Source organism: Nonomuraea sp. NPDC050547, from assembly GCF_044457345.1.
GTDB lineage: Bacteria > Actinomycetota > Actinomycetes > Streptosporangiales > Streptosporangiaceae > Nonomuraea.
On sequence record NZ_JBITGW010000006.1, the window covers coordinates 251,488 to 264,309 of the forward strand.

The window sequence follows — 12,822 nt, forward strand, 5'->3', positions numbered from 1 at the left end:
TCAGGACCTGATGAAGGGCGCCAGCCAGTCGGGGGTGACCTCGGCCGGGAAGGCGACCGCCTGGGTTTCCGAGACGTCGACGGCCGAGTAGCCGCCCTCGCCCGCGCCCACCCCCGCCACCAGCGTCATGACGCCCGCGCGGCGCTGGAACCACGTCTGGCGGATCCGCCACCCCACCACCGCCCGGCGTTCGAACACCGCCTGCGAACGGCGCAGCGACCCCGAACGCACCGACAGCCGGATCCCGTCGTACCCGTGGCCCAGCGACCTGTAGCGGTCGAGGCCCAGCGGGACGCCGGCCCCGGCCAGGACGAGGGCGGCTACGGCGAGTACCCACCAGGCCATGGCGGCGGTCAGGAGGGCGGCGGCCAGCGCGAGGGCGGCCAGCGCGGCCCAGGGGGCGATCGCGCGGAACAGGCGGCGGTTGCGCGCCACCGGCGGGTGCGGGCGCAGTTCGGCGGTGAAGGGGCCGATCGCGGAGCCGGTGACCTGATGGGCGACGGCGCGGGGCACGTCGGGCAGGAGCTGTCCGCGGGCCTGGGAGTCGCCGAGGCCGGTGACGATGGCCCAGACGCGTACGACTCCGGCCCAGCGTTCGGCGAGGGCGTCGGCGATCTCGTAGCCGCGTACGCGCCGGGATTCCAGGGACACGCTCCTGCGGTTGATCAGCCCGCGTTCGGCGACGAGGTAGCCGTCGCGTTCCTTGAGCGTGAAGTTCCAGTTGAACACCGCGTACATGACCCCGCCCACCACCGGCATCGCGACCACCAGCAGGACGACGGCGACCAGCAGCAGGTAGGGACGGTCCCAGAGCCACTGACCGGCGTCCCAGGCGGCGTCGCGGCCGAAGCCGAGCTGGTCGCCCCACTGGAAGGCGAGGCCGATGGCGCCACCGGCCAGCGCGAACGGCGTGAGCAGGTACGCCCCCGACAACGGCCCGTAGAGCAGCCAGGCGCGGGGCACGCGCATGATGATCCGCTCGTTCTCCCGCGGCCGCGGAGGGGCGTCGGGAGCCGGTTGCCGCCGCTCCTGGGCGCGGGCGTGCAGGAGCACTGCCTTGAGGCGTTCCGCCTCGGCGAGGGTGACGCCGTCGAGCTCACCCTCCTGCTCGCTGCCGCCGCTGGCTCCGGTGTCGAGTTTGAGTACGGCGAGGCCGAGCAACCGGTGCATGGGCGGCATGGAGACGTCCACCCCGCGGATGCGCTCAAGCGGGATGGTCCGGACGGAACGGCTGATCAGCGACCGCTTGATCTCCAGCCGGTCGCCCGCGATCTGATAGCTGAACGTCGCCCAGCGCACCACCGCGAACACCACCGTCCCGGCGACGCCCAGCGCCGCCCACAGGAACGAGCGCGGCGAGAACCCGCCCACGAACAGCACACCGACCAGCGGCAGCAGCAGTGAGGGCAGCATGCGGACGGGGTCGATGAGCAACACCTTGGGGCTGAGCCGCACCGGCACCGCCCATCCCTCCGGCGGCCCCTGGCCACCCGGTTCCCCGGGAGGATCAGGCTGCGCGACCGGCGGCGCGGGCTCCCCGGCTCCGGAGTGGGCGTTTCCCGCCGCGGGTGGGCCTTCTGTACCGGGTTGCTGGTCGAGGTGGTGGGGGTCGAAGGTCATGTGGCGTCGTCCCTGAGGTGCTCGGCCCGATGGGCGAGCTGGTCGGCCAGCCCGGCGGCCACGCCGTACTCCAGACCCTTGATCGTGGAGGAACCGGCGTGCGACGCGGTGCGGATCTCCAGCGTGGCCAGCCCGAACAGCCGCTCCAGCCATCCCTGCGCCTTGTCCACCGTCTGGATCCGGCTCACCGGAACGAACACCCATTCCCGGGTGAGGAAGCCGGAGCGGGCGTACACGACGTCTCCCGACAGCTCCCACCGATGGACGGCGAAACGCACGAACGGCTCGGCCACCAGGAACGGCGTGGCCACCACGCCCACCCCCACCGGCAGCAGCCACGAGTCGGCCGACAGCCACCCGGGCACCCAGCCCCACCCGCTGCCGCCCACCACACGCGCCACCACGACCGCCCCGCCCACCAGGAGGACGAAGCCGATCAACGACTCCAGCATCCACAGCTGCCTGGCCTTGGGCGAGACGCGGTGCGCCGGGTCACGCAGCGTCCCCGCTCGGGGCTCGGATTCACTCACACCTCCCAGCTTAGGCGCGGCTCGCGTCAGCGTTATCTCAGCGGCCCTCACCCGGGGTCAGGGAACTGTCAGTGACGTGGACCACAGTGGGGTCCATGCGATACGCGATCGAGGCCGAGGGCCTCGCCAAGCGCTACGGCGAGACCACCGCACTGGCCGGTGTCGACCTGGTGGTGCCGCCGGGAAGGCTGCTCGGCGTGCTCGGCCCCAACGGGGCGGGCAAGACGACCGCTGTCAGGATCCTCGCCACCCTGCTCGCCCCCGACGCGGGCCGGGCCTCGGTGGGCGGTTTCGACGTGGTGCGCCAGTCCCATCAGGTGCGCTCGCTGATCGGCCTGACCGGGCAGTACGCGGCGGTCGACGAGATGCTGACCGGAGTCGAGAACCTGCTCATGATCGGCCGCCTGCTCGGCCTGTCCAGGCCGGAGTCGCGGGCGCGGGCGGGGGAACTGCTCGATCGCTTCGACCTGGCCGACGCCGGCGGCCGGGCCGCCAAGACCTTCTCCGGCGGCATGCGCAGGCGCCTCGACCTGGCGGCGAGTCTGGTGGGGCGGCCTCAGGTGCTGTTCCTCGACGAGCCGACGACGGGGCTGGATCCGCGCAGCCGTACCGACCTGTGGGGTGTGGTGCGGGGGTTGATGGCCGACGGCGTGACCGTGCTGCTGACCACCCAGTATCTGGAGGAGGCCGACCAACTGGCCGACGACATCGTGGTGTTCGACCACGGCAGGGTGATCGCCTCAGGGACCTCCGACCAGCTCAAGTCGATGACGGGCGCGCAGGTGCTGGAGGTGAGCCCGCTGCGGTCCGGCCAGCTCGACCTGGTGGCCGAGGTGGTGGGGTCCGTGGTGGAGACGCCGCCCGAGGTCGCCAACGGGAAGGTGACGGCGGCGGTGCACGATCCGCAGGTGGTGCCCGCGGTGGTGCGGCGGCTGGACGAGCTGGGGGTGGTGGCCGCCGAGCTCGCCCTGCGCAAGTCCAGCCTGGACGAGGTGTTCCTCGCGCTGACCGGCCACCGTGCCGATGAAAAGGCGGTGGTCTAGGTGGAGGCCGCGATGGCCGTGCGTGAGGAGCGGCGGGCCGGGGTGCGGGCGACCGTCCGGCAGACGGCCACGCTGGCCTGGCGGAGTCTGGTGCAGGTCAAGCACAACCCCTGGGACCTGCTCGACCTCAGCATCCAGCCGATCATGTTCCTGCTGCTGTTCACGTATGTGTTCGGCGGCGCGATCTCCGGCTCCACCGGGGACTACCTGCAGTTCGCGCTGCCCGGCCTGGTGGTGCAGAACGCGCTGTTCTACACGCTGTCCACGGCGATCGGGCTCAACACCGACATCAGCAAGGGGGTGTTCGACCGGCTGCGGAGCCTGCCCATCGCGCGCACCGCGCCGCTGGCGGGGAGGATCGTCGCGGACACGTTCAAGCAGGTGTGGGCGTTCGCGCTGCTGATGGGGCTCGGGATGGTGCTGGGGTTCCGGGTCCAGACGAGCGCGGCCGGGGTGGCCGGGGCGCTGGCGTTGCTGGTGGTGATCGCGCTGGCCATGTCGTGGATGTCGGTGCTGATCGGGCTCAGGGCGTCGAGTCCGGAGAAGGTGCAGATGATCGCGTTCTCCGCCATGATGCCGCTGACCTTCACGAGCAGCGCGCTGGTCGATCCGGCGACGTTCCCGGCCTGGTTGCGGGCCTGGTCGGAGGTCAACCCGGTCTCCTACCTGGCCGACGCGATCCGGGGGCTGCTCATCGGGGGCGAGGTGGCGACTCCGGCGCTGGTCTCGCTGCTGTGGGCGGCGGGGTTCGTCGCGGTGTTCGCGCCGCCGGCCATCAGGGTCTTCAGAACCCGCGCGTGAGTGCGCCCGCCAGGGCCAGGGTGGCTGGCCGGTCGAGGGCGTGACCCTGCGCGAAGTGGATGTCGAAGGAGCCGGGTGGCAGAGCGGAGCGGGTGTCGTGGGTGATCCGGACATGGTCGGGGTCGACGACCGTGGTGAGGCCCTTGACCGCGGCGGCCGCGCCGAGCAGGACGGCCGCGCGGGCGGGATCGCCGGCGGCCAGCGCGTGCGCGGCGCAGCCCACCACGGCCAGGCCGGTCAGCTGCGCGTCGCCCGAGGCCGCGGCCTGCTCCAGGGCCAGCGTGAGATGGCGGCGGGCATCCGGCGGCCGGCCCTTGTCCAGGGCGACCAGGGCCAGCGCCGTGTTGACCGCGGCGATCATCGGCTTGGGCACTCCGTCGGAGGACTCCATGATGGCCATCGCCCGCCCGTAACAGGCCAGCGCCGTGGCCAGGTCGCCGTCGCGGCGGGCCAGGTCGCCCTGGGCGGCGGTGACCCCGGCCTCGCCCACCCGGTCGCCGAAGCGGACGACCAGATCGGCGACCTCGGCCAGGTGGCGCTCCGCCCGTGTGCGGTCGCCGGCCAGGTCGAGTGCGATCGCGAGGCGGGCGCGCAGGTAGGGGGTGTCCTCGACGGAGCCGAGCGTCCGCATGACCTCCAGGGCCTCGCCCATGACCTCGATGCCCTGGTGGACCTCGCCGCGCAGCACGTGGAGGTCGCCCACGGCGGCGAGGGCGGAGCTGATGCCCCACCTGTCGCCCACGGCGCGGTAGCCGGTGAGCGCCGCCCGGAGATCGGCCTCACAGCTGCCGATGTGGCCGCTGTAGTAGCTGAGCAGGCCGGCCATGAGGTGGCCGGAGGCGACGACCCACGGGTCGGCGTGGTTCAGCAGGTCGCCGGTTTCCTGGGAGGCCTGCTGGGCGCCGCCGTACAGGATGAACATGGGCATGGCCAGCGCGACCAGCGGGTGGCCGGGCCCGCCGAGACGGCGGGCCCGCACGAGCGCGGCGCGTGTCTCCTCCCACGGCAGCGCCGCGCCGACGGCGTTGATCCCGTGTACGGCCAGCCCCACAGCACGCAGCCGCGCCGGAGCCCGCGACGCCGCGGCCAGCGCCTCGGCCGAGCGCTGAGCGCCTTCGAGTCTGCTGCCCCGCAGCCACCAGTACCACCCGAGCGCCCCCACCAGCCGCAACGCCGTCTCCCCCGCCTCGGGATCGGCCGCCGCGGCCGCCACGCACCAGCGGAGCGCGGCGTCGAGGTTGTCATGCTCGGCGGTGAGCGCGGCGAGGTGCCGAAGCTGACCGGCCGCGCGCAGGCCGGGCTCGGCGTCCTCGGCGAAGCGGAGATAGTACGCGGCGTGCGCTCGCCGGATCCTGTCCGCCTCGGGAAGGTGTTCGGCGGCGAAGGCGCGGATGGTCTCCAGCATGCGGTAGCGCCCGGACTCGAAGACGACGAGGGATTTGTCCACCAGGCGGGTCAGGGGCTCCAGGTCGGCGGCGCACACCCGCTCCACGGCCTCCAGCGTGGCCCCGCCCGCGAAGACGGACATCCGGGCGGCCAGCTCGCGCTCGGGTTCCGGCAGCAGGTCCCAGCTCCACGACACGACCGCCCGGAGCGTCTGGTGGCGCGGCTGGGCCGTACGACTGCCGCTCGTCAGCAACGAGAACCGGTCGCCCAGGCGCGCGGCCACCTCGCCCGCGCCGAGCGAGCGCATCCGCGCGGCGGCCAGCTCGATGGCCAGCGGCAGCCCGTCCAGCGCCCGGCAGATCCGGACGACCGCGGCGGCCTCGGCGGCGTCCGGCGCGTAGCCGGGGCGGACCGCGGCCGCCCGGTCGGCGAACAGCCGCACGGCCGCGTACGCGCCCGGGTCCTCGGCGCCGGGCGGGGGCAGTTCCAGCGGCGGCACCGCCCAGCTCGTCTCCCCGGTGACCGCGAGCGGTTCGCGGCTGGTGGCCAGGACGCGTACCCCGGGGCAGTCGGCGAGCACGCGCTCGGCCACCTCGGCGGCGGCGGCGATCACGTGCTCGCAGTTGTCCAGGACGATCAGCGGCTCGTGGTCGCCGATGAGCCGCACGAGCCGCTCGATCGGGAGTTCGGGACCCGGGAAGCGGGTGCCGTCACGCAGGTCGAGGGCGGCGGACACCGCCTGCGCGACATCCGCGGCTCCGGCCAGGTCCACCAGCCAGGCCCCGCCGGGCGGCGCGAGCGCGGCGGCGGCCTCGACGGCGAGCCGGGTCTTGCCGGCGCCGCCGGGTCCGAGCACGGTGACGAGGCGGTGACGGCCCAGAAGATCACCGATGTGAGCAACATCACGATCACGGCCGACGAAGCTCGTCAGCCTGGCCCGCAGATTGCCCGTCCGCCGCTCACGGGGCTCTTCCGTGCGGGCCGCGGGCTCGTCGCGGAGCAGGTTCAGGTGGATCCGGGCCAGTTCGGGAGAGGGGTCGGCGCCCAGGGTGTCGCGGAAGGCACGGCGGGCGCTCTCGTAGGCGGCCAGCGCCTCCACGCGGCGGCCCGCCCCATGGAGTGCGCGCATGCGCAGGCCGTGCAGCCGCTCACGCAGCGGATGGGCGGCCAGCAGCCCGGCCAGCCCGTCGAGCGCGTCGGCGGGCCGCCCGAGCCGCAGGTCGGCCTCGATGCGGTCCTCCGCCGCGGCGAGCCGGAGATGGTCGAGACGGGCGACGTAGGCGGCGACCACCTCCAGGTCGGCGAGGTCGGCGAGCGCGGGCCCGCGCCACAGCGCCAGCGCCTCCCGCAGCACCCCTGCCGCCGTCGCGGCGTCCCCCTCGGCCAGCCGCGCCTGCCCTTCCCGAGCCAGTACGGCGAAGCGGTGCGCGTCCACCTGGTCAGGACCGGCGACCAGCCGGTACCCGGCCGGTTCCGCGACGATGAGCTGGCGCACCGGGTTTTTGCCGAGTGCCGCCCGAAGCCGGGAAACCAGCGCCTGAAGGGCATTGGCGACCCCGTCAGGCGGCCGGTCCGCCCACACACCGGCGATCAGCGTCGCCAGGGGAACGGTCCTGCCCGCCTCGACAACCAGCAGGCCAAGGAGGGTGCGTAGCCTCTGACCTGCGATCTCCACGACCTCGCCGTCCCGGCGAACCTCGAGCGGGCCGAGAATGGCGAAGGTCATGCTTGTGTTCAAGCTCACCTTCTCCATCCCATGATTCTGGATGATTTCCGGCCCTTCCCCCGCCACCGACCCTCGCGAAACGGTCGGCGCACCGCCGTGAGCCGCGTAGCATCATCCGGCATGGGGCTGCGTTACACGGCGACACGCGTGCGACGGGCCGTCGTCCTCTCGGCGGCGGTCGCGCTGGCGCTCGCGTCGTCGGGCTGCGCGCTCCTTCCGGGCCGGTCGATGGCCAAGGACATCGGCCAGCTCAACGTCACCAGTCCAGAACTGCGCGAGGGCAAACCGTTGCCCCGTGAATATTCCTGCAAGGGCAACCAGGGCAGTCCGCCGCTGCGCTGGTCGGGTGAGCCGCTGCCTGGGGCCAAGTCGATCGCGATCGTGCTCGACACCCACACCGGCACGAATCCCGCGGTCAACTGGGTGGTTTACAACATTCCGCCAGACTGGACCGAGCTCGGCCCCAACGCCACCGAGGCACTGCCGGACGACGACACCGGCCAGGCCAAGGTGACCAGCGGCAAGGAAGGCTACGAGCCGCCCTGCGACGACAAGGCCACCTATCGGTTCAGCGTCTACGCGCTGGACGAGCCGGTGACGGTCGAGGGGGGCGCCTCTCTCCCCAAGGTCCTGAAGAACATCGCGGACCGGACCATCGCCCGGGGGCGACTGACGGTGGTCCACATCGAGTGAGAGGTCGAACACCGCAGGTAGTAATGGTTACCAATTCTTCACTTAGGGTGTGACAACGCTCATAGTGGTCCGACAGAATCAGATCCAATTGTTAGACGTCGGTGATCAATGGGGGCAGGTCGCGTCGATGGCCGCGCGATCTCACCGGCGCCACTGGGAGGCCATGGCTTTGAGGGTGGTGCAATGATCGCGGTCGTAGTCAGCTTGGTCGCTGTCGTGCTCCTCGTGCTCGTCGTCGTGGCACTGGGCATGCGTTCGATGAACAAGAGGGAGAGTTCCCTGCCTCCGGAGCGGCTGAAGGAGATGGCCGACCGGGAAGAGATGAGGACAGCGCGTTCGACCGACGAGTTCGCGGCGCACGAGCCCCGGATGAACAACTTCAGCCCGGACTTCAGCCCGATCGACGAGGTGCGGCAGCCCCGGCCGGTACGCACCGGCCAGCGCGGCAAACGCGGCGTCGACGAGTGGGGCAACCCGAGCTCCGATGACGAGGACGAGGAGTTCTGGGCGAACATCCGCAGCGATGCGGAAGAGGGCGGCTTCGGCGCCGGCGGCACGGTCGCGGCCCGCAAGGGCGCCTCCCGCCCGGTGAACGTCGACCGTCCGATGGGCGCCCCGCGCCCGGTGAAGCCGGAGCAGCCGGTGAGCGCCGCAGCGGAACCCGACCCCAACGCCGCCACCGTCCAGCAGCCGCTGCCGCAGCGCACTCCCACACCCGCCCCCGCGGCGGCCAAGGCGAACCTGGCCGACCTGGTCGAGCCCACGCAGCACATGGAAGCGGTCCCGAGCGAGGCCCCCGCCCCGCCCACGCGCCCGTCGCGGCGAGCCAAGAAGGCGCCCGCGCCCACTCCCGCCCCTTCCGCCGCCGACCTGTCCGACCAGCGCACCGTGACCTTCGCCGCCCCGACCTCGGACGTGATGAGCATCCTGGGCGCCGGCGCCCAGCCGGTGCCGCCGCCGCCCCGCCAGGAGCCCGCCCGCCAGGAACCCGCGCGCAACAGCGGCGCCTTCCCCGCGGCCCCGGCCACCCCGCCGCCCTCGCCGTCGTTCACCCCCACCAACAGCGGCTCATTCACCGCGATCCCCAACGGCTCCCTGCACGGCGCGCCCACCAGCGACCCCTTCCCCGCCTACGTCAACAACGCCGAGACGTGGCAGAGCCCGGTCTCGCCGGCCCCCACCGCCTCCGGCTCGTGGCCGGCGACGCCGGTGCGCGACGTGCTCGACGACCCGACGCCCGTGACGCCAGGCCCGGCGGACTCCTGGCCGGCCTTCGAGGGCGCGTACGCCGCTCCGCCCGCCAACGACTTCCCGAACTCCTACGAGGTCCGCGCCGGCTGGGCCGTCGCCGATGACAGCGAGGTCACCGGCCCCACACCCGCTTCCGGCACCCCCACGGCGCCCGCCCGCGCGGTCTCCGCCTACGACGACGTGCTGGCCGCGCCCACCGCCCACCCCGCGCCGCAGCCCGCCCCCTACCCCGCCTACGAGACGGGCGACTACGCCCCGGCCAACGCCGCCGCTCCCGGCGCCGCCTGGCCCGAGCCGCCCGCGGGCGGCCCCGGCTGGCCGAGCTACGGCGAGATGTACCCCAGCAACGGCCAGGAGCAGCAGCCGGCCCGCCAGGGCGGCCGCCGCCGGGCACCCGAGCAGCAGGACTATCCCGACTACTACCGGTGATCATCAAAAGCCCGAGTAAGGCGTAATCCCTGGTCAGTAGGGCACTAGAGTTGCTCGCATGATCAGGGACACACAGAGTAGCGTGATCCGCACGCTCCGATACGACCTGCCCGCCTCGCTGGTGGTGTTCCTCGTCGCGGTGCCCCTGTCCTTGGGCATCGCCATGGCCTCCGGGGCGCCGCTCGCCGCGGGCCTGATCTCGGGCGTGGTGGGCGGCATCGTGGCGGGCGCGCTGGGCGGCTCCGCCGTACAGGTGAGCGGGCCCGCCGCCGGTCTGTCGCTCGTCGTGGTGGACCTGGTCCACACGTACGGCTGGCGCGCCACCTGCATGATCACCCTGCTGGCCGGCGCCGTGCAGATCGTCCTCGGCCTCTTCCGCGCGGCACGGGCCACCCTGGCGGTCTCCCCCGCGGTCATCCACGGCACGCTGGCCGGGGTGGGCGTGGTCATCGCCCTGTCGCAGCTGCACGTCGTGCTCGGCGGCAGCCCGCAGACCTCGGCCGTCGCCAACCTCATCGAGTTGCCCGCGCAGATCGCCGCCCATCACGACCACGGCTTCGCGGTCGGCGTGCTGACGATCGCGGTGCTGGCGATCTGGTCGAAGCTCCCGAAACCGGTCAGGGCCGTGCCGGCACCGCTGGCCGCGCTGCTGGCCGCCGCGGTGACGGCGTGGGCGTTCGGCTGGAACGTGACCCGGGTCGACCTGTCCGGCAGCTTCACCGACTGGGCCTTCCCTGTGCTGCCGCAGGGCGACGGGCACCGTATCGTCGTCGCGGTGCTTCTCGTCGCGCTGCTGGCCAGCGTGGAGTCGCTGCTGTGCTCGGTCGCGGTCGACGGCACGCACAAGGGCCCGCGCGCCGACCTCGACACCGAGCTGACCGGCCAGGGCGTGGCCAACATGGTGACCGGGGCGCTCGGCGGGGTGCCGGTGGCGGGGGCGATCGTGCGCAGCACCGCCAACGTCAAGGCGGGCGCGCGCAGCCGCTGGTCGGCGGTGCTGCACGGCGTCTGGATGCTGCTGTTCGCGCTGGGCTTCGGCTGGTCGATCCAGCTGATCCCGATGGAGGCGCTGGCCGCGCTGCTGGTCTTCATCGGCGTGCAGATGGTCAACCTGGGCCACGTCAGGAAGGTGCACGGCCACGGCGAGGTGCCCGTCTACATCGTGACCCTGGTCGGCGTCGTCGTGCTCGGGCTGGCCGAGGGCGTGGTGGCCGGGCTGGGCCTGGCCGCGCTGCTGGCCCTGCGCCGGCTGACCTGGGTGACGGTGAACGTACGCCCGGAGGAGGACGGCCACTACCACGCGACGATCTCCGGCTCGCTCACCTTCCTCGGCGTGCCCCGGCTGACCCAGGAGCTGCGCTCGATTCCCGAGGGCGCCACCGTCGACCTCGACCTCAACATCGACTTCATGGACAATGCCGCGTTCGAGGCGATCCACTCGTGGCGGGTGGACCACGAGCGGCTGGGCGGCCACGTGGACATCGACGACATCCACGACGAGTGGTACGCGATGGCGGCCTCGGGCTCGCGCATGTTCCCCGCCAAGACCCCGCCGCGGGCGCCGGACCGCTGGTGGCTGCCGTGGGCGCACCGCAGACGGCGCACCGTCCGGCCGTCGCTGGTGCCGCAGCAGGTCGGACCGGTCGAGGTCGAGTGCCAGCTGACCGCGGGCGCCCGTGAGTTCCATCGCCGTACGGCTCCGCTGGTCCGTCCCATCTTCACCGAGCTGGCCCGCCGGCAGACGCCCTCGCACCTGTTCATCACCTGCGCCGACTCGCGGGTGATGCCGAGCCTGATCACCGCGAGCGGGCCCGGCGACCTGTTCACCGTGCGCAACATCGGCAATCTCGTGCCCCGGCGCGGCAGTGAGCCGCACGACGACTCGGTCGTGGCCGCGATCGAGTTCGCCACCCAGGTGCTGGGGGTGCGCACGATCACGGTGTGCGGGCACTCGGGCTGCGGGGCGATGACCGGGCTGCTCAGCGGCGGTGTTCAGGCGGGCAGCCTGCCGGGGCTGCGGCGCTGGCTGCGGCACGGCAACCACAGTCTGGCCCGGTTCATCGAAACCGACGGCGACGGGAGCGACAGCGGGCCGCTGGATCGGCTGTGCCGGGTCAACGTGCAGCAGCAGTTGCTCAACCTGCGCACGTACCGGCGGGTGGACGAGCAGGTGAGGGCCGGGGAGCTGGAGCTGGTCGGGCTCTACTTCGACATCGGGTCGGCCCGGGTGCACATGCTGCCGCAGCTGCCTTCTACGCTCTCGGTGAAGACGTGACGGATTTGGCGGGCCGTACGCGAAGAATGCAGTTATGAGAGTTCTGGTCATCGGAGGTTCCGCGTTCCTCGGCCGCGCGATCGTGCAGGAAGCGCTCGACCGAGGACATGAGGTCACGACGTTCAACAGAGGTCAGAGCGGGCCCGACCTGCCCGGTGTCGAGGCGGTGCACGGGGACCGCGAGGTCACCGCGGACCTGGAGCGGCTGGTCGACGGGCGCACCTGGGATCTGGTGGTCGACTCCTCCGGCTATGTGCCGAAGGTGGTGGGCGAGGCGGTGCGGGTGCTGTCCGGGCGGGCGGCGACGTACGCCTTCATCTCCACCATCTCGGCCTTCAAGAACTTTCCCGCCGAGCAGACCTCGGAGGACAGCCCGCTCTGGGACTGCGCGCCGGACGCCGGTCCCGACGCCGGTGACTACGGCGTGCTCAAGGCGGGCTGCGAGCGCGCCGTCGAGCAGGGCTTCGCGGGCAACGCCCTGATCATCCAGCCCGGCCTCATCCTCGGCCCCTACGAGAACGTCGCCCGGCTGCCGTGGTGGCTGACCAGGATCTCGAAGGGCGGGAAGGTGCTGGCCCCCGGCGACCCGGCGCAGCCCATGCAGCTCATCGACGCCCGCGACATCGCCGTCTTCACGCTGGACCAGGCCGAGAAGGGCGTGGCCGACCGGTTCATCGTCACCGGGCCGGAGGGCAACGCCACCTACGGCGGGTGGCTGGAGATGTGCAGGCGGGAGACCGGGTCGGACGCGGAGTTCGTGTGGGTCGCCGATGACTTCCTGATCGAGCACGAGGCCGGCGTGTGGATGGAGCTTCCGCTGTGGGCTCCCGCCCAGCCCGACATGGCCAACTTCTGGACCGTCTCCACCGGCAAGGCCGAGGCGGCGGGGCTGCGCTGCCGTCCCGTGGCCGACACCGTACGCGACACCTGGGAGTGGCTGCGGCAGATCCCCGAGGACGAGCGGGTCTACGGCAAGAAGCACAAGCACGGCATGGCGCCCGAGAAGGAGCAGGCCATCCTGGCCGCCTGGGCCGCCCGTTCTGCGTAATCTTCCGCAGACGGGGCCAT

At 72.6% G+C, this 12,822-nt stretch carries 9 protein-coding genes; 6 read left to right on the forward strand and 3 right to left on the reverse strand.

Annotated features, from left to right (window positions below; translation table 11 throughout):
- Both ACIBHY_RS17485 and ACIBHY_RS17490 read right to left on the reverse strand, forming a co-directional pair.
- Positions 1-1,620, reverse strand: a complete 1,620-nt coding sequence (locus ACIBHY_RS17485; protein WP_397307180.1) for a PH domain-containing protein — start codon at positions 1,618-1,620, stop codon at positions 1-3.
- A complete protein-coding gene (locus ACIBHY_RS17490) occupies positions 1,617-2,150 on the reverse strand; it encodes a PH domain-containing protein (RefSeq protein WP_397242317.1) in 534 nt (177 codons plus the stop codon). The genes ACIBHY_RS17485 and ACIBHY_RS17490 overlap by 4 nt, the downstream gene beginning before the upstream one ends.
- 95 nt (positions 2,151-2,245) lie before the next feature.
- Between ACIBHY_RS17490 and ACIBHY_RS17495 the strand changes: the two genes are divergently transcribed.
- Positions 2,246-3,193: an ATP-binding cassette domain-containing protein gene (locus ACIBHY_RS17495; protein ID WP_397242315.1), complete on the forward strand. Its 948-nt coding sequence runs from the start codon at positions 2,246-2,248 to the stop codon at positions 3,191-3,193.
- A gap of 12 nt (positions 3,194-3,205) precedes the next feature.
- Positions 3,206-3,994 carry an ABC transporter permease gene (locus ACIBHY_RS17500; protein ID WP_397307181.1) on the forward strand — a complete coding sequence of 263 codons (789 nt, stop codon included), beginning with the start codon at positions 3,206-3,208 and terminating at the stop codon, positions 3,992-3,994.
- On the opposite strand, the gene ACIBHY_RS17505 is transcribed toward ACIBHY_RS17500, so the two are convergent.
- Positions 3,978-7,118, reverse strand: coding sequence for a BTAD domain-containing putative transcriptional regulator (locus tag ACIBHY_RS17505; protein WP_397307182.1), 3,141 nt, complete (start codon positions 7,116-7,118; stop codon positions 3,978-3,980). The two genes, ACIBHY_RS17500 and ACIBHY_RS17505, sit on opposite strands and share 17 nt — an antisense overlap.
- 108 nt (positions 7,119-7,226) lie before the next feature.
- Between ACIBHY_RS17505 and ACIBHY_RS17510 the strand changes: the two genes are divergently transcribed.
- The 4 genes from ACIBHY_RS17510 (at position 7,227) to ACIBHY_RS17525 (ending at position 12,802) form a co-directional block, all read left to right on the forward strand.
- Entirely contained in the window at positions 7,227-7,799 is a 573-nt protein-coding gene (locus ACIBHY_RS17510) for a YbhB/YbcL family Raf kinase inhibitor-like protein (RefSeq protein WP_397242309.1), read from the forward strand.
- 183 nt (positions 7,800-7,982) lie between these two features.
- Positions 7,983-9,479, forward strand: coding sequence for a hypothetical protein (locus ACIBHY_RS17515; protein WP_397307183.1), 1,497 nt, complete (start codon positions 7,983-7,985; stop codon positions 9,477-9,479).
- Between the two features lie 58 nt (positions 9,480-9,537).
- Positions 9,538-11,754, forward strand: a complete 2,217-nt coding sequence (locus ACIBHY_RS17520) for a SulP family inorganic anion transporter (protein WP_397242305.1) — start codon at positions 9,538-9,540, stop codon at positions 11,752-11,754.
- A 34-nt stretch (positions 11,755-11,788) separates the two neighbouring features.
- Positions 11,789-12,802, forward strand: a complete 1,014-nt coding sequence (locus tag ACIBHY_RS17525) for an NAD-dependent epimerase/dehydratase family protein (protein WP_397307184.1) — start codon at positions 11,789-11,791, stop codon at positions 12,800-12,802.
- The last annotated feature ends 20 nt before the right edge of the window (positions 12,803-12,822 follow it).

Bases quoted from the DNA above. Each gene is read 5' to 3' on its own strand.
- ACIBHY_RS17520 (WP_397242305.1), top strand. From the start codon at position 9,538: ATGATCAGGGACACACAGAGTAGCGTGATCCGCACGCTCCGATACGAC.
- ACIBHY_RS17495 (WP_397242315.1), top strand. From the start codon at position 2,246: ATGCGATACGCGATCGAGGCCGAGGGCCTCGCCAAGCGCTACGGCGAG.
- ACIBHY_RS17525 (WP_397307184.1), top strand. From the start codon at position 11,789: ATGAGAGTTCTGGTCATCGGAGGTTCCGCGTTCCTCGGCCGCGCGATC.
- ACIBHY_RS17500 (WP_397307181.1), top strand. From the start codon at position 3,206: ATGGCCGTGCGTGAGGAGCGGCGGGCCGGGGTGCGGGCGACCGTCCGG.
- ACIBHY_RS17485 (WP_397307180.1), bottom strand. From the start codon at position 1,620: ATGACCTTCGACCCCCACCACCTCGACCAGCAACCCGGTACAGAAGGC.
- ACIBHY_RS17515 (WP_397307183.1), top strand. From the start codon at position 7,983: ATGATCGCGGTCGTAGTCAGCTTGGTCGCTGTCGTGCTCCTCGTGCTC.
- ACIBHY_RS17510 (WP_397242309.1), top strand. From the start codon at position 7,227: ATGGGGCTGCGTTACACGGCGACACGCGTGCGACGGGCCGTCGTCCTC.